A 19844-nucleotide genomic window follows, 5' to 3' on the forward strand; every position below is an offset into this window, starting at 1 on the left:
TCGCGCCGTTAGGAGAACAGGATGGAGGACAGGCGTCGTCGGCCGTCGCGGGCGACTTCGCTGTTGGGGCCGGCGGCCTCGAACACGGTCAGCAGCTGCTTGCGGGCGGCCTGTTCGTTCCAGTCGCGGTCGGCCTGAACGATGGCCAGCAGGTGGTCGACCGCCCCTTTCAGGTCGCCCGCCGAGGCCAGGGCCTGGGCCAGGTCGAAGCGGGCTTCGTGGTCGTTCTTGTCGGCGGCGAGCCGGGCTTCGAGTTCGGCGGTCGCGCCGGTGGGCGCGGCCGAGGCGAGCGACAGCTGGGCGCGCACGGCCTGGACCGCCGAATCGGCGGAATCGGCGGGCGCCATGGCGATGGTCTGGGCGGCCTGCTCGGCGTCGCCCTCGGCCAGGTAGACGCGGGCCATGCCGGCGATGGCCTTCTGGTTGCCCGGCTCCATGGTCAGCACATGAGCGAAGGCCTGGGCGGCGCCGCCCAGATCATTGAGGGTCAGCGACTCCTCGCCCAGCGACAGCAGCTGTTCGACGTCGGTGTTGACGCCTTCGCCGCCGGTCAGCTTGTCGATGAAGGCCTTGATCTGGCTGTCGGGCACGGCGCCCTGGAAGCCGTCCACCGGCTGGCCGTTGACGAAGGCGTAGACGGTCGGGATCGACTGCACCCGCAGCTGGCCCGCATAGGCCGGGTTGGCGTCGACATCGATCTTGACCATCTTCACCGCCCCTTGGCGGCGCGCACGGCCTTCTCCAGCGCCGGGCCGAGCGTGCGGCACGGGCCGCACCAGGTGGCCCAGAAGTCGACGATGACCGGCTGATGCTTCGAAGCCTCGACCACGTCCTGCATGAAGGAGGCGTCCGTGCCGTCCTTGATCAGGTCGGGCGGGGTGGTCAGCGACGGTTCGGCGAAGGTCATGGTCGGGTCCGCAAGGCAAGACGAAGGAAGATAACGGATCAGATGGCGTCGGGATGCGTGCGCATCAAGCCGCAAGCGCGCCTTGCCGCATGGGAAGGCGAGAGGATCGGAAAAAACAGAGTCCAATTCGTCTGAATCGTCTGAAATCTCCTTCAACGGGAGAGACAGTCTAGCACAGGCGCCGAGGGGGATGGTTGATTGCCCTGCCGCATCCTTCTCCCCTTGTGGGAGAAGGAGGCTCGCGTAGCGAGACGGATGAGGGGTGTCGGCGCTCCGTCGCCCGCTCAGGCTGGTTTGTGACGAAAACGCGCTACGGCGGCGTTCACACCCTCATCCGAGCGCCTGACGGCGCCCACCTTCTCCCACAAGGGGAGAAGGAAACTATAGCCGGTCCATGCGCAGCCAGCGGGCGTCTTTTAAAGGTCCGCAACGGATCGAAAGTGGGCATAGGCCCCAATCCTTAAAACGGACGCCCGCCTCCACTCAATCCAGGGCGCCAAAGTCCACCATGATCGGCTCGCGGTCCAGAAGGGCCAGCACCTGGCGGAAGCTGTCCTGATCGAGCGCGGTGGTCGCGGTGTTGATCAAGGGATGGAAGTTGACGACAGCGGCCTCCCACAGGCGCCGGTCCAGCACGAAGGTGACGCGGCGCTCCAGGTCGTTGATCAGGCCCAGGGCCGTGACCGAGCCGGGACGCACGCCCAGCGTCTCCCACAGCAGGCTCTCGTTGCCGAAGGACAGGCGGTCCGAGCCCATCGCCCGGTGAGCCCGTTTGAGGTCGATGACCGTGTCCTGGGCCGCCGAGATCAGCCACAGGCGGCCCTTCTTGTCCTTGAGGAACAGGTTCTTGGTGTGGACGCCGGGCAGGGCGGCCTTCAGCTCCAGCCCTTCCTCGACGCGGAAGACGGCGGGGTGGTCGTGGGTGGTCTGGGCGATCCCGTGCTCGGCCATCCAGGTCAGCAGGCGGGCGCGATCGTAGGCGGGGTAGGGGGCGGACGAAGTCGGGGTTTGCGCGGCGGCGTCGGTGTTGGCGGTCATCTCGGTCTTGTCGGGCGGGCGGCGAGGGCGATAGGGGAGAGGAGCGACCCTCAGGGTCGTCACTTCATTCGTCAAGCTTGGGGAGCCGCGTCTTGGAACTGGAATGCTATCCGATGAATGGGCGTCCGTGCGACCTGGCGCCGGGCCGCCAGTCGCGCAACTGGATGGATGCCTTCGCCAGTCGGCACCCCTATCGCTGTCTGCCCCTGACCATGGCCAACACCACGGGCTGGGAGATCCTGTGTCCGTTCGGCTTCACCGCCGAGTGGAACGGCGGGCCGTCGCAGAACGACATCACCATCACGCCCGACCGGCCGCAGCCGGAGCTGGACCACTTCGTCACGTCGCACTTCTCGCGCGGGGTGCTGACCATGCACCCGCAGTATCTGTTCCGCACCCCGCCGGGCTGGGGCCTGATCGCGCAGGGGTCGCCCAATCACGTCAAGGACGGCATCCAGCCGCTGAGCGGCCTGATCGAGACGGATTGGCTGCCGTTCCCCTTCACCATGAACTGGATCTTCACGCGGCCGGGCCGGATCCGCTTCGATAAGGGCGAGCCGTTCTGCTTCATCCTGCCGGTCGAGCACCGCAAGGTGGAGGCGTTCGAGCCGGTGATCCGTTCGCTGGAATCCAATCCCGGCATGAAAGGTCAGTTCGACGCCTGGAACCGGTCGCGGACGGACTTCAACACCCGCCTGGCTTCGGGCGATCCCGACGCGGCCAAGGAGGCGTGGCAGCGCTTCTACTTCAAGGGCGAGGTGCCCGAGGCCCTGGGCAAGGCGCCGGCCACCCACGCCAATAAGCGCCGTCTAAAGAACCCGCGCGTGGGGTGAGGCGGGGGCTTCTCCTCCCCATGCCAATGGGGGTGGCGCGGAGCCGAAGGCGACGTGACGGAGGGGCTGGTGGGGTCCGCAGCTCTCGGCGCCTTCGTCTGTCGGCGCGGCCGTCAGCCCCTCCACCGCTACGCGGTCCCCCTCCCCATTGCATGGGGAGGAAAAGCAACGCCCGCCTCCGGTGACGGAAGCGGGCGTTGTCATTTTTCGCGCCCTTCGCCGCTCAAGCAGCGAGCCGCCGTGCGGTGAGCGATAGCGGTCTTTCATGCCGCTCAAGCAGCGAGCGACCCCGTCGCGAGCGTTAGCGGCCTAATTAAGAAACCGGCCGGATCACGCGCGGGCCGAGGTTGTTGATGACCTCGCGGGCGTCGAAGGCGTTGACGTCGCCGGCCGGCTTGGGACCGCGGCCCATGACGATCTCGGCCGTGGCCTCATAGCGGTCGACCTGGCGGATGTCGCGGTCCCGGCCCCAGTAAGGGTCCCAGGTGCTCCAGTAGCCGCGCTGGTAGAAGCGCCAGGACGGACCCCAGAAGGGACCGTAGCGGTCGTAGTAGAAGGGGTCCGGCGTCGTGTAGAAGCGCGTGTCGCGGTCGGTGGCGCGGGTGACGGTGGCGAACCAGTCATAGCCGTTCTCGACCGTCAGTTCGGCCGAACGCAGCAGCAGCGACATCTCGACCTGATCGCGCGAGGTGACGGAGTTGCCCGAGAAGCTGACGGCGTAGCGGTTGGCTTCCAGGCGCTGCTCGGCGTAGCCGCCGCGCTGGCCGTTCACGCCGGCAGGCTGGTAGGGGTGGCCGTGGCGCACGCGCCGAGGGCGAGCGCGCCCGCCAGGGCGATCAGCACCGGGGTCTTGCGAAGCTTGATCATGGAAAACTCTCCTTGAGCGTTCACTGAACGCTCTTCGGTCTGAACGACGGGTGAACGGCCAAGTTCCGAAACGCGCTTCACAGACGTGAGACGATCAGGACGGCGGCCAACAGCAGAAGACATCCGACGACTATGCCGAACCCCTTGCGGAAACGCGGCGCGGTCATCTGTCGCGCCAGCGCCGCCCCGCCCAGGCCGTAGCCGCTCATCGACAGCGCATCCATGCCGACGGTGGTGACGGCGAACAGGGCCAGCTGGGGCGCCAGCGGACGGTTGATGTCCAAAAAGGGGGCAGGACGGCGGTGAAGAAGAGGATGGCCTTGGGGTTGGCGATCTGAACCATGAAGCCGTCGATCAGGGCGCTGCGCCCGCGCTTGACCTCGATGTGCGAAGGCTCGGCGGCGGTGGCGAAGGCGCCGCGCAGGGCCTTGACGCCCAGCCAGGCGACATAGAGGGCGCCCAGGACGGCGATGACGCGGAAGACCTGGGGGAAGGCCATCACCAGGGCGCCCAGGCCCAGGGCGGCGGCGCCGAACCAGACCAGGGTGGCGCAGTTCATGCCGACGACGGCGGTCAGGGCGGCGGCCTTGCCCTTCTCCATGCCGGTGGCGACGGCGAAGATGTTGGCGGGACCGGGCGTCACCGCCATCACGGCCATGACGCCGACAAAAGCCAGATAAAGATGCGGATCGACGGGAAGCGCGGCCATGAGGCCCTTTCGAGCGCGCCGGGCGCTGCGTCAAGCCGTCGCGGTCATCGGCTCAGGTTTCAGAGGGAATCGGCGGGACGGGCGGCGCGGGCGGGACGGCCAGGGCGGCTTCGACCTCGTCCATCGCATCCAGGGCCTGATCCATGCCGTACTGGGCGATCAGACCATAGGTGACCATGTGCTCGGGGTCGGCCTGGGCCCAGGCGCCGTTGGTCGACAGGCCCTCGACCATCGGGGCGATGCCGGCGGTCGCCTCGCGCACGACGGCTTCGATGTCGATTTCAGCCAGGGCGGCCTGGGCGATCTGGCTCGCCTGGCGCGTCGCCTCGGCGGTGAAGTCGGCGACGTGCGGCTGATAGTCCGACCAAAGGGCGGCGATGCGCAGGCCCTTCTGGGTTTCGTTCAGGCTGTCGTCGGCCTGGATGCGTTCCGCCCGGGCGCCGAACTCCTCCATCTTCCGCTCGAACACGGCGGCGGCGGATTCAAGGCTCAGTTCGGCGGAGGTCTTCTGGGTCTCGGCCACGGCGGTCGACACCGGCAGCAGCGCCAGGGCGGCGGCCAAAGACAGGGGAACAAGAGAGAGGGCGCGGACCATGACGAGGCTCCTTCGACGGACGCTGGCAGGGTCCGCCGAAGGGCGCGCGCGCTCAAGTGAAATCGCGGTAAGGCGCCGGGGAGGGCGCCCTCTCTCCCGTTTGATCAGTCCTGGGCGTCGGGGGCGGCCGGGGCGGTCACGGCCTGGGCCACGGCCTGACGGATCTGGGCCGGAACGGCGCGGATCTGGGCCGGGGCGGCCTCGGCGGCGGCCAGGATCTGGGCCTTGTTCTCGGCGTTCTCGGGCTTCTCGGCGAAGGTGCGGAAGAAGGCGGCCAGTTCGTCGGCGAAGGCGTTGAAGGTCGGCTCATAGCGCGTGATGATGGCGTCGGCGCGCGTCTGCTTGGTCGCCGCGTCCAGAGCCGGGTCCTCGATCACGGCGTCCAGTTCGGCCTTCATGCGCTGGGCCTCGGCGTTGAAGGCTTCGCCCTTGGCCTGGAAGGCGGCTTCCTCGGGCGAGGGGGCGGGCTGGGCGGCGGGCGCAGCGGGCGCGGCCTCCTGGGCGGAGACGACGGCGGGGGCGGCGCAGACGGCCAGGGCCGCAGCAGCGGCGGCGAGGGTCAGGCGGGACATGTGGGGGCTCCGGCAGGCGACGGGCGCGGCGCCCGTCAAGACTAAGAACTCGCCGGCCGGGAGCGACCGGAGATGGCCGCCACGGTGAGGGCGCCGTCGCCGAAGCGCAAGCGTGACCTTGTATGAAAGCGCTTTTGGGCGGGAAAGCGCGCGAGAGGCAGGAAAGCGCGTGAAGGCTGGCGGGCCGGCCTCTTGAACCCGTGCGCGACAGGGCGCATCTGCGGGCCATGTTCATCCAGACCGAAGCCACCCCCAACCCGAACGCCCTGAAGTTCCTGCCCGGCCGTGAGGTCGCGGGCGAACAGACGCTGGAATACCGCACCATCGACGAGGCGGCGGCCTCGCCCCTGGCCGAGGCTTTGTTCGAGCTGGAAGGCGTCGAGGGCGTCTTCTTCGGCGCCGACTATGTCTCGGTCACGCGCGCGGCGGACGGGCCGGAGTGGACAGCGATGAAGGCGCCGATCCTGTCGGTGGTGATGGATCACTTCGTCTCGGGCGCGCCGCTGGTGCGGGCGGGGGCGGAAGCGGCGCCGGATGATGGGACGCCCGACAGCGAGATCGTGGCCGAGATCAAGGGACTGCTGGACACCCGCATCCGTCCGGCCGTGGCCCAGGACGGCGGCGACATCCTGTTCGACCACTTCGACGAAGACACGGGGGTGCTGCGCCTGCGGATGCGCGGGGCCTGCGCCGGTTGTCCGTCCTCCTCGGCGACGCTGAAGGCCGGGGTCGAGCAGATGATGCGTCACTATGTTCCCGAAGTGACCAGCGTCGAACAGGTCATCTGACGCCTTCGCCGTTCTGTTTCACATGAAACGCTCGCACCCGAGGGGGCGGCGAGGCATGATGGCGCGATGGCAGGTTCGGGCGAGACATCCGAAGCGCGGGCTCTGGGCGAGGCGCTGGCGGCGCTGCGGCGCGACTGCGGGCTGAGTCAGGCCGAAGCCGGCGCGCGGATCGGCATGACCGGCCAGGGCTGGGGCCTCTATGAAGCCGGCAAACGGTCCAGCCTGTTCCGCCCCGATGTTCAACGCCGGCTGACCGGAGCCCTGGGCGCGACGCCCGAGGCCTTGATGCTGCAAGCGCCGGGCGGGGCGGCGGTCTCGACCGACCGCCCGAAGACGTCCCATCCAGACAATGCGCCGGCGCACGGCCTTTCAGCGCGCGGTCGGGCGTTCGAGGGCGCCGCCTCGGACGTGCGACGGTTGCGGCTGGAGACGGACGAACTGGCGCCCTGGGCGTCGGCCGGCACGGTGCTGGAGTACGCTCTGGGACGTTGGCCGAGACGAGGCCAAGGCTGTGTGATCCAGCTTCAGGACGGCCTGCGCAAGGTCCGGCTGTATGACCGCGCCGACGAGGCGGAGATGGTGGTCTTGGGCGCCGGCGCCCTGGATCGGTCCGAGCGCATCGCGCGATCAGACGTCCAGTCCGTGTCAGCGGTCATCAGCCGCCTGGACGATGCATGAAACGAAATAGTTGTATTTCATCGGCGGACGTGAAACGCTCTGGTTGAAACGGAGGGGTCATGCCGCGTCGCAGTCATCACATCGACCAGGTCGTTGGCCTGCGCATCGCAGCGCGGCGGTCGGCCCTGGGGTGGTCTCAGTCGGCGCTCGCACGGGCGCTAGGCGTCAGTTTTCAGCAGGTCCAGAAATATGAGGCCGGGGCCAACCGGATCTCCGCGTCCCGCCTGCATCAGGCCGCCGCCGCCATGGGGTGTTCGGTCGCCGATTTCTTTCCCGCGCGCCCGGACGCCGAGGGTTCGGAGCCGCTGGTGCATCCGGTCATGGCCAGCGCCGAGGGGCGACACCTGGCCGAGGCCTTTGTCCGCATCTTCGACGCCGAGGCGCGCCGCGCCCTGACCCGCGTGGCCCAGGCTATGGCCGGAGCCTGATGGATCGGCGGGGCCGAAACGGTCGCATCCGCGCCGATTTCGCATTAGGGACAGGACCATGAAGGTCATGGTCATTGATACGGCGCTGGGCGCCTGCGTCGCCGGGGTGTTCGCGCACGAGGCGGCGAGCGACGCGGTGCGCGCCCTGGGTCTGCGCCGGGAGCTGATGACCAAGGGCCATCAGGAACGGCTGGGCGGGCTGGCGCGCGATGCGGCGGCCGAGGCCGGCGGTTTCGACGGCGTGGATCGGATCGGGGTGACGGTGGGGCCGGGCTCCTTCACGGGGTTGAGGGTCGGATTGGCCTTCGCCCTCGGATTGGGCGCGGCGCTGGATCGGCCGGTGGTGGAATCTCCACGCTGGACGCCCTGGCCGCTTCGGTTGCGGCGCCCGGTCTGGTCGCCGCGGTGATCGACGCCCGACGGGGTCAGGTCTATGGGCGGCTGTTCCGCGACGGGGCGCCTCTGGGCGAGGCCGAGGCCTGGCCGCTGGAGACGGCGCGCGACCGTATTTTGGCCGAGGCGGGTCAGGGGGCGTCCTGCTGGTCGGCAGCGGGGCGACGCTTCTGGCCGAGACCTTCCCTGACCTGGTGGGCGCCCGGCTTGAGCCTCTGGCCGCGCCGAGCCCGGAGGCGCTGGCGCGTCTGACGATGGCCGCCGACCCGGCGAGGTCGCCGCCGTCGCCCCTGTATCTTCGCGCCCCCGACGCCACCCCGCCCAGCCGCCTGCCGGGCCAGCCGCGCCAGCCCGCTGTATGAGCGAGGCGATCGTCCCGCCGGTCGATCCCGTTCGGCTGTCCGCCGTCCACGCCGAGGCCTTCGAGACGCCGTGGGACGCGGCGGCTCTGGCCGAACTTCTGGCCTCGCCGGGCGTGTTCGCCGTGGCGCAGGACGACGGCTTCATCCTGATCCGCGTCGTGGTCGACGAGGCGGAAATCCTGACCCTGGCGGTGCGGCCGTCGTCGCGCCGGGCGGGCCTGGGCCGGCGTCTGGTCGAGGCGGCGGTGGTGCGCGCCGCCGCCCTGGGGGCCGAACGGATGTTCCTGGAGGTGGCTGAAGGCAACGCCGCCGCCCGCGCGCTTTACGCCCGCTGCGGGTTCGTCGAGATGGGCCGCAGGCGCGGCTATTATTCGCATACGGACGGTCGCCGCGAGGACGCGCTGACGCTGGTCCTGAACTTTCCTCGATAGCTTCCATAAGGCGACGGTCCGGCCTATCTTCGCCGCATGGACCGGATCGAAAAACTCTGCGCCGAGCGCGGCATGCGCATGACCGAGCAACGTCGGGTGATCGCCCGCGTCCTGTCGAACGCCGAAGACCACCCCGATGTGGAAGAACTGTATCGCCGCGCCTCGGCGATCGACCCGCACATCTCCATCGCCACCGTCTATCGCACCGTGCGCCTGTTCGAAGAGGCGGGCGTGGTCGAGAAGCACGACTTCGGCGACGGCCGCAGCCGTTATGAAGAGGCCGGCGACGACCACCACGACCACCTGATCGACACCAAGACGGGCGAGGTCATCGAGTTCTTCGACGCCGAGATCGAACGGTTGAAGACCGAGATCGCGCGCAAGCTGGGCTATGAGCTGGTCGGTCATAAGCTGGCTCTACGGCCACGTCATCCCCGGCGCCGAGCCGGTCGAGCGCGAGGGCCTGATCTACAAGCGCCGCCCGCGCGACGAGGTCGAAGACTGATCCCGCCTGAGCCTGACCGGGGTCGCCGCTTGCCGTCGCCGGTTTCGGCGATCATAAGCCGGGCATGACCGATACGCTCCTAACGCCCGTCCTGGAGGACGGCGGCGCGCCGGAAGGCGGGGCCGCGCCCAAGCGCCTGTTCATCAAGACCTACGGCTGTCAGATGAACGTCTATGATTCCGAGCGCATGGCCGACGTGCTGCGGCCGCTGGGGTATGCGCCGACGGACACGCCGGACGGCGCCGACTTCGTCATCCTGAACACTTGCCACATCCGCGAGAAGGCGGCCGAAAAGGTCTATTCCGAACTCGGCAAGCTGCGGCAGATGAAGGAGGAGAAGGCCGCGGCGGGGCAGGGCGGCATGACCATCGCCGTGGCCGGCTGCGTCGCCCAGGCCGAGGGCGAGGAGATTATGAAGCGCCAGCCGGCGGTCGATCTGGTGGTCGGGCCGCAGGCCTATCACCAGCTGCCGGAGCTGCTGACCCGCACGGCGCGGGCGCGCGGCGAGCGCATCGGCGCCGACTTCGCACCCAATGAGAAGTTCGACGCCCTGCCCGCGACGCGCGGGACCGAGGGCGTCACCGCCTTCCTGACGGTGCAGGAAGGCTGCGACAAGTTCTGCACCTTCTGCGTCGTGCCCTATACGCGCGGCGCCGAATGGTCGCGGCCGGTCGCGGCGGTGCTGGACGAGGCCCGCGCCCTGGCCGACCGGGGCGTGCGCGAAGTCACCCTGCTGGGCCAGAACGTCAACGCCTATGACGGCGAGGGGCCCGACGGCAAACCCTTTACGCTGGCCAAGCTGGCCTACGCCCTAGCGGACATCCCCGGCATTGAGCGCATCCGCTATACCACCAGCCACCCCAACGACATGTCGGACGACCTGATCGCGGCGCATGGCGATCTGGACGCCCTGATGCCCTATCTGCACCTGCCGGTGCAGGCGGGCTCGGACCGCATCCTGCGGCTGATGAACCGCAAGCACGGGCGCGAGAAGTATTTCGACCTGATCGACCGCATCCGCGAGGCGCGGCCGGACATGGCGCTTTCGGGCGACTTCATCGTCGGCTTCCCCGGCGAGACGGATCGCGACTTCGAGGACACGATGGATTTGGTGCGGCGGGTGAACTACGCGAGCGCCTTCTCTTTCATGTACTCGCCGCGCCCCGGCACCCCCGCCGCGACCATGGCGGCGCAGGTCCCGGACGCCGTGGCCAAGGAACGGCTGCACGCCCTGCAGGCCCTGCTGACCGAACAGCAGGTCGCCTTCAACCGGTCGCTGGCCGGGCGCGTCCTGCCGGTGCTGTTCGAGAAGAAGGGCCGCCACGGCGCCCAGGCCATCGGCCGCTCGCCCTATCTGCAATCGGTCCACGTCGAGGACGCAGATCAACTGATCGGCCGGATCTTTCCGGTCGAGATCGTCAGCGGCCAGCAGAACAGCCTGTCGGGCCGACTGACCCAGACGAACTGACGGATTCTTCTCAACCCAGGCGGCGCGAGCGGCGTTAGGGACACTCACAATCCCCCAAGCAGCCTCGCACCGCGTGCGAGGCGATAGGGGACCCAACAAGGAGGCCTCATGGCGCGCGAGTCCGAGTTCCTGTCCCTCAGCGATGCGGCGTTGCGCGCCGTGATCGGGCCGCAGAGCCGCCACCTGGCCCTGATCGAGGACGCCTTCAAGGTGCTGGTCGAGACGCCGGGCGGCGGGGTGTCGATCAACGGCTCGACGCGGGACCGAGCGCAGGCGCGCCGGGTGATCGAGGCCTTGTCGACCCGCGCCGAGGCGGGCGCCGAGATCACCGAGGCCGACGTGCGCACCGCCCTGGGCGCCGCCGTCACCCAGCCGCGGGCCGAACCGGCGGGCCGCAGCCAAGGTCGCAGCATGGGACGAAGCGTGCCGGAAGGCGCGGCCCTGCCGGTGGGCCGTCGTGGCGCCATCGCCCCCAAGACGGCGTCGCAGGCGCGCTATCTGGAGATGCTGGGCCGCTGCGAACTGACGTTCGGCGTCGGTCCGGCGGGCACGGGCAAGACCTTCCTGGCGGCGGCTTACGGCGCCTCCCTGCTGAAGCGAGGGCAGGTGGACCGGCTGGTCATCACCCGCCCGGCGGTCGAGGCGGGCGAGAAGCTGGGCTTCCTGCCGGGCGACCTGAACGAGAAGGTCGACCCCTATCTGGCGCCGATCTGGGAGTCGCTGAACGACATCCTGGGCGTCGACGACGTGCGCCGTCGCCGCGAGAAGGGCGAGATCGAAGCCGCCCCCATCGCCTTCATGCGCGGCCGGACGCTGAGCCACGCCTTCATCATCGTCGATGAGGCGCAGAACACCTCGCGCATGCAGATGAAGATGGTGCTGACCCGCCTGGGCGAGGGGGCGCGCATGGTGGTGACGGGCGACCCGTCACAGGTCGATCTGCTGAACCCGCGCGATTCCGGCCTGGCCCACGCCCTGCGCATCCTCAAGGACGTGGAGGGCGTCGGCGTGCAGCAGTTCAAGTCCGAGGACGTGGTGCGCCACGCCATGGTCGAGCGCATCGTGCGCGCCTATGACAGCGACGCGGCGCGCAGCCGCCCCTTCCCGGACCTTGAGGACGACGCCTGATGATCGAGGTCGAGATCGACAGCGACGGCTGGACGCAGGCTTTGCCCGAGGCGGCGGCGATCGTCGAGCGCGCCGCAGCGGCGGCCTTGGGAACGGTCGAGGGCGATGTCGTGGTGCTGCTGGCCGACGACGCGGCGGTGCAGGATCTGAACGCGCGGTTCCGCGACAAGGACTGGCCGACGAACGTGCTGTCCTTCCCGGCGGCCGAGAGCGCCTTTCCCCATCTGGGCGACGTGGTGCTGGGCTATGCCTATTGCGCGGCCGAGGCGACGGCGCAGGGCAAGGCCCTGTCGGACCACCTGAGCCATCTAGTCGTCCACGGCGTCCTGCACCTGCTGGGCCGCGACCACGACGACGACGCCGAGGCCGAGGAGATGGAGGCCGAGGAGCGCGAGATCCTGGCCGAACTGGGCGTCGCCGACCCCTATGCTGCGGAGAATGGCGCGGCCGAGCATGAGGGCGCCGCATGAGCGGGGCGCTCGCCGCCCGCTTCATGGGCCTGATGGACAACCGCTGGGGCCGGATCGCCTTGGCGCTTCTGGCCGGGGCGGGCGCCGCCTTGGTCCACCCGCCGTTCGGCGTCCTGCCCGGTCTGCTGGGTTATCCGCTGCTGTTGCTGCTGGCCGATCGGGCAGGCGGCATGAAGGGCGGTTTCTGGGTCGGCTGGCTGGCGGGCTTCGCCTATTTCTTCATCGGCTGCTGGTGGGTGGCCGAGGCTTTTCTGGTCAATCCGGCCCAGGCGTGGATGGCGCCGTTTGCGGCCAGCCTGCTGCCGGCGGGCATGGGGCTGTTCTGGGGGCTGGCGACGATGGCCTATCGCTGGATCCGTCCGGCCGGAGCGCGGCGCGTCCTGCTGTTCGCCGCCCTGTTCGCCCTGCTGGAGTGGACGCGTGGCCATGTGCTGACCGGCTTTCCGTGGAATCCAGCGGGCGCCGGCTGGGCGGCCGGATCGGCGATGTCGCAGTTCGCCTCGGTCGTCGGGGTCTACGGGCTGGGCTTGATCACGGTGGCGTCGGTCAGCGCCTTGGCGACGCTGGGCGACGCCGGGCCGCGTCGTCCGCGCCTGATCGCGGCGGGGCTGGGCATGCTGACGCTGGGCGGTCTGTTCGCCTTCGGGGCCGCGCGCCTGTCCTCGGCGCAGGCGGTCGAGACGCCGACCGTGGTGCGTCTGGTTCAGGCCGATATTCCGCAGGACTACAAGTGGAGCCCTGAGGCCTATCACGCCATCCTGGGCCGCTATCTGGAGCTGACCGCGCGCCCGGCCGAGGCCCTGCCCGACGTGGTGATCTGGCCCGAGGGCGCCCTGCCGACTACGGCCAACGACCTGTTCTCTTCGTCGGACGCCCAGGCGGTGGCGGCGGCGCTGCAGACCGGACAGACCCTGCTGGCGGGGCTGAGCCGAGCCGAGCCGGACCCGCGCGCTGAAACCGGCGCCCGCTATTACAACAGCCTGTTCGCCCTGCACGACGAAGGGGCGGCGGGGCTGCGCATCGGCCCGATCTACGACAAGCACCGGCTGGTGCCGTTCGGCGAATACCTGCCGCTGGGCGATCTGATGGGCCGGATCGGCGTGCGCAGCCTGGTGCATGTGCCGGCCGACTTCAGCGCCGGGCCGACGCCCGCGCCGATCAGCCTGGCCAACGCTCCGAGCGTGCAGCCGTTGATCTGTTACGAGGCCCTGTATCCTGGCTTCACCCCGGCGACGGCGGCGACGCGCCCGGCGTGGATCGTCAACGTCTCCAACGACGCCTGGTTCGGCAAGACGTCGGGGCCGCGCCAGCACCTGAACCTGGCCTCCTATCGGGCGCTGGAGACGGGCCTGCCGGTGGCGCGGGCGACGCCCACGGGCGTATCGGCCATGATTGATCCGTGGGGGCGGATCGTCGAGGGGCGGCGACTGGACCCAGGCCAGGCGGGGATCATCGACGTGCGTCTGCCGCAGCCGGCGCCGCCGACCCTCTATGGTCGCTGGGGCGATCTGGGGTTTGCCGTCCTGATGATGATCATGCTGACGGCGGGGCGTCGTCGCGCCGGAAATGCGGGAGCGGATCGTTAAGCATGATAAGATGCCGGCGGCGCCCTGTGACGCGAAAGCGCATGACAGGGGAGAGGGCGCGCGGCATGTGGATACCAGTACAACCGGGAAGGGGCTGGAGATGATCAGGCGTTCGGGGACGGAGGGTCCCCATCTGGTGGACCGGCATGTCGGGCGGCGCGTGTGCGAGAAGCGCATCGCCCTGGGCTATAATCAGACCGATCTGGGTCAGGCGCTGGGGGTCACCTTCCAGCAGGTGCAGAAGTATGAAAAGGGCGCCAACCGCATCTCGGCGTCCAAACTGTGGGACATCGCCCGCTTCTTCGGCGTGGATATCGGCTATTTCTTCGAGGGCCTGACCAAGGCCGCTCAGCCGGGCATGGCCGAGGACGAGGCCGAGCCGTTCGTGCATGACTTTCCCGCCACGCGTCAGACGATCGAGATCGGGCGGCTGGCGCCGCGCCTGTCGTCGCGTCAGCAGAAGCTGGTGGTCGACCTGATGCGCGAGCTGGTCGAAGAGGCCGCCGACGCCGACTGAGCGCCTCTGGGGAGGGGCGGCCAAGAAAAAGGCGCGGAAAACGATCCGCGCCTTTCTCGTATGGGCTGCCGACCGGGATCAGGCGCGCAGCGCCGTCTCCGAGGCGATGATCCGGCTGGCGGCGTGGACCACGGCGCCGATGCGCAGGGCGGCCTGGATCTGGACGTTCGGCGTGCCGTGCTTGCGCAGTTCGCCTTCGTGGGCGTCCATGCAGGCGCCGCAGCCGTTGATGGCCGACACGGCGGTGGACCACAGCTCGAAGTCCAGCTTGTCGACGCCGGGATTGCCGATGACGTTCATGCGCAGCTTGGCCGGCAGGGTGGTGTATTCCTGATTTTTCATCAGGTGCAGCGACCGATAGTAGATGTTGTTCATGCCCATGATGGCGGCGGCGGCCTTGGCGGCGTTCATCGCCTCGGGCGACAGAACGGTCGCGGCGTGGGCCTCGATCAGTTTCACCACGGGGCCGACGCCGATGGCGTGGGCCGAGGCCAGGAAGCAGCCCCACTTCTGCTGGTCGTTCAGCACGGTCTCATTGGCGAGCGAGGACAGGTTCAGCGAGATGTCCTTGCCATAGGCCGGGATCAGATCGCGCAGGGCGTCGATGGACATTTTGGTTCCTTTCAGGAAGCGGCTATCGCGCGCGACGCGGTCGCTTGCTGCTTGAGCCGCAAATGGCGTGAAGGGGCGCTCAAGCCGAGGGACGATAGCGCTCCAAACGCGCTCAAGCAGTCCGAAGGACGATAGCGCCCTAAAACTAACAAAGGCGGCGACAGTCGCCCGCCGCCGCCTCTGTCGAGGGGCGGCCCGGACCCTACTCACGCGGTCCGGGCCTGGTCGTTGTCGACCTTTGGGCCGGTGTTTAGGCGGCCAGGGTGTCGCCGCCGACCGGGCGGTTGCAGGCGCACAGTTCGTCGGTCTGCAGGGCGTCGACGACGCGAAGCGTGTCTTCCGGCGAACGGCCGACGTTCAGGTTGGTGACATAGACGTGCTGGACGACGTTGTGCGGGTCGACGACGAAGGTCGCGCGCAGGGCCACGCCTTCTTCTTCGTCCAGCACGCCCAGGGCGCGGGCCAGCTTGCCGCCGTTGTCGGCGAACTGCCAGATCGGCAGCTTGTTCAGGTCGGCGTGGTCGCGGCGCCAGGCCAGCTTGGTGAACTCATTGTCGGTCGAGCCGCCCAGAACCACGGTGTCGCGGTCCTCGAAGTCCTTCCCCAGCTTGGCGAAGGCGGCGATTTCGGTCGGGCAGACGAAGGTGAAGTCCTTCGGGTAGAAGAAGATGACCTTCCACTTGCCTTCGAAGCTGTCCTGGGTGATCGGCTCGAACGCCGAGGCGCCGTTTTCTTCGTGGCTGTTGAAGCCCGGCTTCACACCGATAATTTTGAAATCAGGCAGTTTTTGACCGACGCCGAGCATCGCGCTTCTCCTAGAGACGAATGATATTGACCGTCGGCTCGCCGGGGAGGGCGAACCGTCGAGGCCATGAGATGGGCCTTGGCGCTGCTTAAGTCAAATCGATCATTTTGCTCATGCGGATAGATTTGTTTTATGGTGCGCGCGCTCCGCCGTCGTCTCCATAAAAACGATCGATGACTTTTGATTTCGGCATAGGCGACGCCTATGTCTGGAGCCGCCTCCCCAACCACCAGCGTGACCCATGTCCGTCCTGCCCACCTTGCGCCAGTTGCAATATCTGAAGCTCCTGGCCGAGCACGGCTCGTTCAGCCGCGCCGCCGAGGCCGCCCATGTCAGCCAGCCCGCCCTCTCGTCGGGGGTGCAGGAGCTGGAGCGCGTCTTGGGCGCCGCGGTGGTCGAGCGCACGCGGGGGCGGTGATCCTGACCGCTGTGGGGGCCGAGGCGGTGCGCCGGGCCGAGGACGTGCTGGCGCGCGCCGAGGACCTGGTCGAGGCGGCCCAGAACGCGGGCAAGCCGCTGTCGGGCCGGTTTCGCCTGGGGATCATCCCGACGGTGGCGCCCTTCCTGCTGCCGCGCACTCTGCCGGGGCTGAAGACCCTGTATCCGGGCCTGCGCCTGTTCATCCGCGAAGACCTGACGCCGCGCCTGATCGCCGGACTGAAGGCGGGCCAACTGGATGCCGCCGTCATCGCCCTGCCTTACGACGCGCCGGGGATCGACCACGCCCATATCGGCGACGACGAGATCCTGGCCGCCGCCCCCGTCGGCCATCCGCTGGCGGGCGCCGGGCCGATCCCGGAGGGAATGCTGAAGGCCGACGACCTGATCCTGCTGGAAGACGGACACTGCCTGCGCGATCAGGCCCTGGCGGCCGTCAATATCGAGGCGCCGCGCGGCGAGGACGTCTTCGCCGCCACCTCCCTGCATACGCTGGTGCAGATGGTGTCCTCGGGACTGGGCGTCAGCTTCCTGCCGCAGATGGCGGTGAAGGCGGGCCTGGCCGATAGTCCGGGCGTCGTCGTTAGGCCCATTTCCGAAGACGCGCCGCATCGCGAGATCGTGGTCGCCTGGCGCGCCGGCTCCAGCCGCGCGGCCGAGGCGCGCCTGCTGGCCGAGGCGCTGAAACTGGACTGAGGCGGGCGAGCGGCGAGGCGCCGCCTTCGACCATTCCGCCGTCATCCTCGGGCTTGACCCGAGGACCGGGGTGTCCGCCTGCGCAGCCTAGGCAAGGGCGAGCGCCCCGCTGCGCTCGATCCTCGGGTCAAGCCCGAGGATGACGGCCGGGAGGGGTTTGCGGGCCCAAAGAAAAGGCCGGCGGATCGCTCCGCCGGCCTTCATTCTGGTTGGTCTAACGCGCTTTCGCGCTGCTTGAGACCGCTTACTTCTCGTCGCCGCGCGCCAGGTTGCGCAGCACGTAGGGCATGACGCCGCCGGCCTTGAAGTAGTCCAGCTCGGTCTGGTTATCGATGCGGCAGCGGACCGGGAAGCGGGCCATCTTGCCGTCCGACGGACGGAACAGCTCGACCCACAGGTCCTGACGCGGCTTCAGCTTGCCGGCGTTGGCGTCGGTCAGGCCGCGGATGGTGACGATCTCTTCGCCCGTCAGGCCCAGCTTCTGCCAGCCGTCTTCCTTGAACTGCAGCGGGACGACGCCCATGCCGACCAGGTTTGAGCGGTGGATGCGCTCATAGCTTTCGGCGATGACGGCGCGGACGCCCAGCAGGCGGGTGCCCTTGGCCGCCCAGTCGCGCGACGAGCCGGTGCCGTATTCCTTGCCGGCGAAGACGACCAGCGGACGGCCTTCCGACTGGTAGCGCATGGCCGCGTCGTAGATCGACATCGTGTCTTCCGAGGGGAAGTGCTTGGTGACGCCGCCCTCGATGTCCGGGGTGATCTTGTTACGGATGCGGATGTTGGCGAAGGTGCCGCGCATCATGACTTCGTGGTTGCCGCGGCGGGCGCCGTAGCTGTTGAAGTCCAGGGCGTCGACGCCGTGGTTGGTCAGGTACTGACCCGCCGGCGAGGCCTTCTTGATCGAACCGGCCGGAGAGATGTGGTCGGTGGTGATCGAGTCGCCGAAGATGCCCAGGATGCGCGCCTCGACGATGTCGCTGACCGGGGTCGGCTCCATCGACAGGCCTTCGAAGTAGGGCGGGTTCTGGACGTAGGTGGAGGTGTCCTGCCACTCGTAGGTCTGGCCGCCGGCGACCTGGATGGCCTGCCAGTGCTCGTCGCCCTTGAAGACGTCGGCGTAGCGCTTGGCGAACATCTTGGGCGTGACCGACTTCTTCTGGATGGCGGCGATCTCTTCCGAGGTCGGCCACACGTCCTTCAGGAAGACGTCATTGCCCTTCTTGTCCTGGCCGATCGGCTCCTTGGTGATGTCGATATGCATGGAGCCGGCCAGGGCGTAGGCCACCACCAGCGGCGGCGAGGCCAAGTAGTTGGCCTGGACGTCCGGGTTCACCCGGCCCTCGAAGTTGCGGTTGCCCGACAGAACCGAGGTGGCCACCAGGCCGTTGTCGTTGATCGCCTTGGACACGGCCGGGTCCAGCGGACCCGAGTTGCCGATGCAGGTGGTGCAGCCGTAGCCCACCAGGTTGAAGCCCAGGGCGTCCAGGTCCTTCTGCAGGCCGGCGTCGGTCAGATAGTCGGTGACGACCTGCGAGCCGGGGGCCAGCGAGGTCTTGACCCAGGGCTTGGGCTTGAGGCCGAGCGCATTGGCCTTGCGCGCCACCAGGCCGGCGGCGATCAGCACTGACGGGTTGGAGGTGTTGGTGCACGAGGTGATGGCGGCGATGACCACGTCGCCGTCGCCCAGGTCGAACTTTTCACCCTCGACCGCGACGCGCGGGGCGTCGGCCGGGCGCGAGAAGACGTCGGTCAGGGCCGTGGCGAAGGCCGGAGCGGCGCTGGTCAGCTCGACGCGGTCCTGCGGACGCTTGGGACCGGCCAGCGACGGCACGACCGTCGAGATGTCCAGCTCCAGCACGTCGGTGAAGATCGGGTCTTCCGAGGTCTCGTCGATCCACAACCCTTGAGCCTTGGCGTAGGCTTCGACCAGGGCGACGCGCGCCTTCTCGCGGCCGGTGGCCGTCAGATAGTCGATGGTGGCCTGAGAGACCGGGAAGAAGCCGCAGGTGGCGCCGTACTCCGGGGCCATGTTGGCGATGGTGGCCTGGTCCTCGATGGTCATGCCGGCGATGGCGGGACCGAAGAATTCCACGAACTTGCCGACCACGCCCTTCTTGCGCAGCATCTGGGTGACGGTCAGCACCAGGTCGGTGGCCGTCGCGCCTTCCGGCAGCTTGCCGGTCAGCTTGAAGCCGACGACTTCGGGGATCAGCATCGGGATCGGCTGGCCCAGCATGGCGGCCTCGGCCTCGATGCCGCCGACGCCCCAGCCCAGGACGGCCAGGCCGTTGATCATGGTGGTGTGGCTGTCGGTGCCGACGACGGTGTCGGGATAGGCGACGGTCTTGCGGCCTTCCTCGGCGGTCCAGACGGTCTGGGCCAGGTGCTCCAGGTTGACCTGGTGGCAGATGCCGGTGCCCGGCGGCACGACGCGGAAGTTGTTGAAGGCTGACGAGCCCCAGCGCAGGAAGTTGTAGCGCTCGATGTTGCGCTCATACTCGCGCTCGACGTTCTGGCCGAAGGCGGCGGCGTTGCCGAAATGATCGACCATGACCGAGTGGTCGATGACCAGATCGACGGGGACCAGCGGGTTGATCTTCTTGGCGTCGGCGCCGAGCTTGTCCATCGCGTCGCGCATGGCGGCCAGGTCGACGACGGCCGGAACGCCGGTGAAGTCCTGCATCAGCACGCGGGCCGGACGGAAGGCGATCTCGTGCTCGACGGCGCCCTTGTTCTCGATCCAGGCGGCGACGGCCTTCAGGTCGTCCTCGGTGACCGAGACGCCGTCTTCGTTGCGCAGCAGGTTCTCCAGCAGCACCTTCATCGAGCGCGGCAGGCGGGAAATCCCGGCCAGACCGGCTTCCTCGGCGGCGGGAAGGCTGTAATAGGCGTATTTCTTGCGCCCGACCGCGAGGTCCTGGCGGGTTTTGAGGCTGTCGATCGACGGCATGGAGAGTAGTCCTCTGGCAAACGCCGCCCGACAATCGGTTGCGCCTTCGCGCGCTGGACGTCGGGGCG

Annotated in this window: 19 protein-coding genes and 4 pseudogenes; 14 read left to right on the plus strand and 9 right to left on the minus strand. The window is 68.6% G+C overall.

Features of this window, described 5'->3' with window-relative positions; all coding sequences use genetic code 11:
• Nucleotides 1-8 precede the first annotated feature (8 nt).
• Both trxA and V8F63_RS04895 read right to left on the minus strand, forming a co-directional pair.
• Nucleotides 9-907: pseudogene (gene trxA, locus V8F63_RS04890) on the minus strand (thioredoxin).
• Nucleotides 908-1390: 483 nt separating this feature from the next.
• Entirely contained in the window at nucleotides 1391-1858 is a 468-nt protein-coding gene (locus V8F63_RS04895) for a prolyl-tRNA synthetase associated domain-containing protein (protein WP_392355034.1), read from the minus strand.
• A gap of 179 nt (nucleotides 1859-2037) precedes the next feature.
• Between V8F63_RS04895 and V8F63_RS04900 the strand changes: the two genes are divergently transcribed.
• Nucleotides 2038-2778 carry a DUF6065 family protein gene (locus tag V8F63_RS04900; protein WP_392354667.1) on the plus strand — a complete coding sequence of 247 codons (741 nt, stop codon included), beginning with the start codon at nucleotides 2038-2040 and terminating at the stop codon, nucleotides 2776-2778.
• Between the two features lie 313 nt (nucleotides 2779-3091).
• Here V8F63_RS04900 and V8F63_RS04905 read toward each other — a convergent pair.
• The 4 genes and pseudogenes from V8F63_RS04905 to V8F63_RS04920 form a co-directional block, all read right to left on the minus strand.
• A pseudogene (locus V8F63_RS04905) lies at nucleotides 3092-3645 on the minus strand (hypothetical protein).
• A 77-nt stretch (nucleotides 3646-3722) separates the two neighbouring features.
• Nucleotides 3723-4354, minus strand: a pseudogene (locus V8F63_RS04910) (LysE family translocator).
• A gap of 52 nt (nucleotides 4355-4406) precedes the next feature.
• Nucleotides 4407-4949: a hypothetical protein gene (locus V8F63_RS04915; RefSeq protein WP_312444920.1), complete on the minus strand. Its 543-nt coding sequence runs from the start codon at nucleotides 4947-4949 to the stop codon at nucleotides 4407-4409.
• Between the two features lie 104 nt (nucleotides 4950-5053).
• A complete protein-coding gene (locus tag V8F63_RS04920) occupies nucleotides 5054-5521 on the minus strand; it encodes a hypothetical protein (protein WP_227157618.1) in 468 nt (155 codons plus the stop codon).
• Nucleotides 5522-5748: 227 nt separating this feature from the next.
• Here V8F63_RS04920 and V8F63_RS04925 point away from each other — a divergent pair, with 227 nt between their 5' ends.
• From V8F63_RS04925 to V8F63_RS04980, 12 genes are all read left to right on the plus strand, one after another.
• Complete coding sequence (locus V8F63_RS04925; RefSeq protein WP_392354668.1) at nucleotides 5749-6309, plus strand: NifU family protein; 561 nt, start codon at nucleotides 5749-5751, stop codon at nucleotides 6307-6309.
• A gap of 66 nt (nucleotides 6310-6375) precedes the next feature.
• Nucleotides 6376-6987: a helix-turn-helix domain-containing protein gene (locus tag V8F63_RS04930; RefSeq protein ID WP_025976459.1), complete on the plus strand. Its 612-nt coding sequence runs from the start codon at nucleotides 6376-6378 to the stop codon at nucleotides 6985-6987.
• A gap of 59 nt (nucleotides 6988-7046) precedes the next feature.
• Nucleotides 7047-7415: a helix-turn-helix transcriptional regulator gene (locus V8F63_RS04935; RefSeq protein ID WP_392354669.1), complete on the plus strand. Its 369-nt coding sequence runs from the start codon at nucleotides 7047-7049 to the stop codon at nucleotides 7413-7415.
• Nucleotides 7416-7473: 58 nt separating this feature from the next.
• Nucleotides 7474-7824 (plus strand): hypothetical protein, encoded by a 351-nt coding sequence (locus tag V8F63_RS04940; RefSeq protein WP_392354670.1) that lies wholly within the window; start codon nucleotides 7474-7476, stop codon nucleotides 7822-7824.
• Nucleotides 7821-8060 (plus strand): hypothetical protein, encoded by a 240-nt coding sequence (locus V8F63_RS04945; RefSeq protein WP_392354671.1) that lies wholly within the window; start codon nucleotides 7821-7823, stop codon nucleotides 8058-8060. The genes V8F63_RS04940 and V8F63_RS04945 overlap by 4 nt, the downstream gene beginning before the upstream one ends.
• Before the next feature lie 106 nt (nucleotides 8061-8166).
• Nucleotides 8167-8601, plus strand: a complete 435-nt coding sequence (rimI, locus tag V8F63_RS04950; protein ID WP_392354672.1) for a ribosomal protein S18-alanine N-acetyltransferase — start codon at nucleotides 8167-8169, stop codon at nucleotides 8599-8601.
• A 36-nt stretch (nucleotides 8602-8637) separates the two neighbouring features.
• The gene (locus tag V8F63_RS04955) at nucleotides 8638-9174 is read left to right on the plus strand and encodes a Fur family transcriptional regulator (protein WP_392354673.1); all 537 of its coding nucleotides are present in this window, start codon (nucleotides 8638-8640) and stop codon (nucleotides 9172-9174) included.
• Between the two features lie 95 nt (nucleotides 9175-9269).
• A complete protein-coding gene (miaB, locus tag V8F63_RS04960; RefSeq protein ID WP_392355035.1) occupies nucleotides 9270-10574 on the plus strand; it encodes a tRNA (N6-isopentenyl adenosine(37)-C2)-methylthiotransferase MiaB in 1305 nt (434 codons plus the stop codon).
• A 108-nt stretch (nucleotides 10575-10682) separates the two neighbouring features.
• Nucleotides 10683-11702, plus strand: coding sequence for a PhoH family protein (locus V8F63_RS04965; RefSeq protein WP_025976465.1), 1020 nt, complete (start codon nucleotides 10683-10685; stop codon nucleotides 11700-11702).
• Complete coding sequence (gene ybeY, locus V8F63_RS04970; protein WP_392354674.1) at nucleotides 11702-12172, plus strand: rRNA maturation RNase YbeY; 471 nt, start codon at nucleotides 11702-11704, stop codon at nucleotides 12170-12172. Before V8F63_RS04965 ends, ybeY begins: the two co-directional genes overlap by 1 nt.
• Nucleotides 12169-13758, plus strand: a complete 1590-nt coding sequence (gene lnt / locus V8F63_RS04975; RefSeq protein WP_392354675.1) for an apolipoprotein N-acyltransferase — start codon at nucleotides 12169-12171, stop codon at nucleotides 13756-13758. Before ybeY ends, lnt begins: the two co-directional genes overlap by 4 nt.
• Nucleotides 13759-13858: 100 nt before the next feature.
• Nucleotides 13859-14275 carry a helix-turn-helix domain-containing protein gene (locus tag V8F63_RS04980; RefSeq protein WP_392354676.1) on the plus strand — a complete coding sequence of 139 codons (417 nt, stop codon included), beginning with the start codon at nucleotides 13859-13861 and terminating at the stop codon, nucleotides 14273-14275.
• 78 nt (nucleotides 14276-14353) lie between these two features.
• On the opposite strand, the gene V8F63_RS04985 is transcribed toward V8F63_RS04980, so the two are convergent.
• Both V8F63_RS04985 and V8F63_RS04990 read right to left on the minus strand, forming a co-directional pair.
• Nucleotides 14354-14887, minus strand: coding sequence for a carboxymuconolactone decarboxylase family protein (locus tag V8F63_RS04985; RefSeq protein WP_134581979.1), 534 nt, complete (start codon nucleotides 14885-14887; stop codon nucleotides 14354-14356).
• Between the two features lie 250 nt (nucleotides 14888-15137).
• Nucleotides 15138-15692 carry a peroxiredoxin gene (locus V8F63_RS04990; protein WP_253111594.1) on the minus strand — a complete coding sequence of 185 codons (555 nt, stop codon included), beginning with the start codon at nucleotides 15690-15692 and terminating at the stop codon, nucleotides 15138-15140.
• 241 nt (nucleotides 15693-15933) lie between these two features.
• Between V8F63_RS04990 and V8F63_RS04995 the strand changes: the two are divergent.
• Nucleotides 15934-16826, plus strand: a pseudogene (locus tag V8F63_RS04995) (hydrogen peroxide-inducible genes activator).
• Nucleotides 16827-17070: 244 nt separating this feature from the next.
• On the opposite strand, the gene acnA reads toward V8F63_RS04995, so the two are convergent.
• Nucleotides 17071-19776, minus strand: a complete 2706-nt coding sequence (gene acnA / locus V8F63_RS05000) for an aconitate hydratase AcnA (RefSeq protein WP_392354677.1) — start codon at nucleotides 19774-19776, stop codon at nucleotides 17071-17073.
• Nucleotides 19777-19844: the final 68 nt, after the last annotated feature.

This window comes from Brevundimonas sp. LF-1, from assembly GCF_037055305.1.
GTDB lineage: Bacteria > Pseudomonadota > Alphaproteobacteria > Caulobacterales > Caulobacteraceae > Brevundimonas > Brevundimonas sanguinis.

Excerpts from the sequence above, each read along its gene's own strand:
- ybeY (WP_392354674.1), top strand. The coding sequence starts at position 11,702 with ATGATCGAGGTCGAGATCGACAGCGACGGCTGGACGCAGGCTTTGCCC.
- V8F63_RS04920 (WP_227157618.1), bottom strand. The coding sequence starts at position 5,521 with ATGTCCCGCCTGACCCTCGCCGCCGCTGCTGCGGCCCTGGCCGTCTGC.
- V8F63_RS04895 (WP_392355034.1), bottom strand. The coding sequence starts at position 1,858 with ATGGCCGAGCACGGGATCGCCCAGACCACCCACGACCACCCCGCCGTC.
- rimI (WP_392354672.1), top strand. The coding sequence starts at position 8,167 with ATGAGCGAGGCGATCGTCCCGCCGGTCGATCCCGTTCGGCTGTCCGCC.
- V8F63_RS04965 (WP_025976465.1), top strand. The coding sequence starts at position 10,683 with ATGGCGCGCGAGTCCGAGTTCCTGTCCCTCAGCGATGCGGCGTTGCGC.
- acnA (WP_392354677.1), bottom strand. The coding sequence starts at position 19,776 with ATGCCGTCGATCGACAGCCTCAAAACCCGCCAGGACCTCGCGGTCGGG.
- V8F63_RS04990 (WP_253111594.1), bottom strand. The coding sequence starts at position 15,692 with ATGCTCGGCGTCGGTCAAAAACTGCCTGATTTCAAAATTATCGGTGTG.
- V8F63_RS04935 (WP_392354669.1), top strand. The coding sequence starts at position 7,047 with ATGCCGCGTCGCAGTCATCACATCGACCAGGTCGTTGGCCTGCGCATC.
- V8F63_RS04925 (WP_392354668.1), top strand. The coding sequence starts at position 5,749 with ATGTTCATCCAGACCGAAGCCACCCCCAACCCGAACGCCCTGAAGTTC.
- V8F63_RS04915 (WP_312444920.1), bottom strand. The coding sequence starts at position 4,949 with ATGGTCCGCGCCCTCTCTCTTGTTCCCCTGTCTTTGGCCGCCGCCCTG.
- V8F63_RS04985 (WP_134581979.1), bottom strand. The coding sequence starts at position 14,887 with ATGTCCATCGACGCCCTGCGCGATCTGATCCCGGCCTATGGCAAGGAC.
- V8F63_RS04955 (WP_392354673.1), top strand. The coding sequence starts at position 8,638 with ATGGACCGGATCGAAAAACTCTGCGCCGAGCGCGGCATGCGCATGACC.
- miaB (WP_392355035.1), top strand. The coding sequence starts at position 9,270 with ATGAACGTCTATGATTCCGAGCGCATGGCCGACGTGCTGCGGCCGCTG.
- V8F63_RS04930 (WP_025976459.1), top strand. The coding sequence starts at position 6,376 with ATGGCAGGTTCGGGCGAGACATCCGAAGCGCGGGCTCTGGGCGAGGCG.
- V8F63_RS04940 (WP_392354670.1), top strand. The coding sequence starts at position 7,474 with ATGAAGGTCATGGTCATTGATACGGCGCTGGGCGCCTGCGTCGCCGGG.
- lnt (WP_392354675.1), top strand. The coding sequence starts at position 12,169 with ATGAGCGGGGCGCTCGCCGCCCGCTTCATGGGCCTGATGGACAACCGC.
- V8F63_RS04980 (WP_392354676.1), top strand. The coding sequence starts at position 13,859 with ATGATCAGGCGTTCGGGGACGGAGGGTCCCCATCTGGTGGACCGGCAT.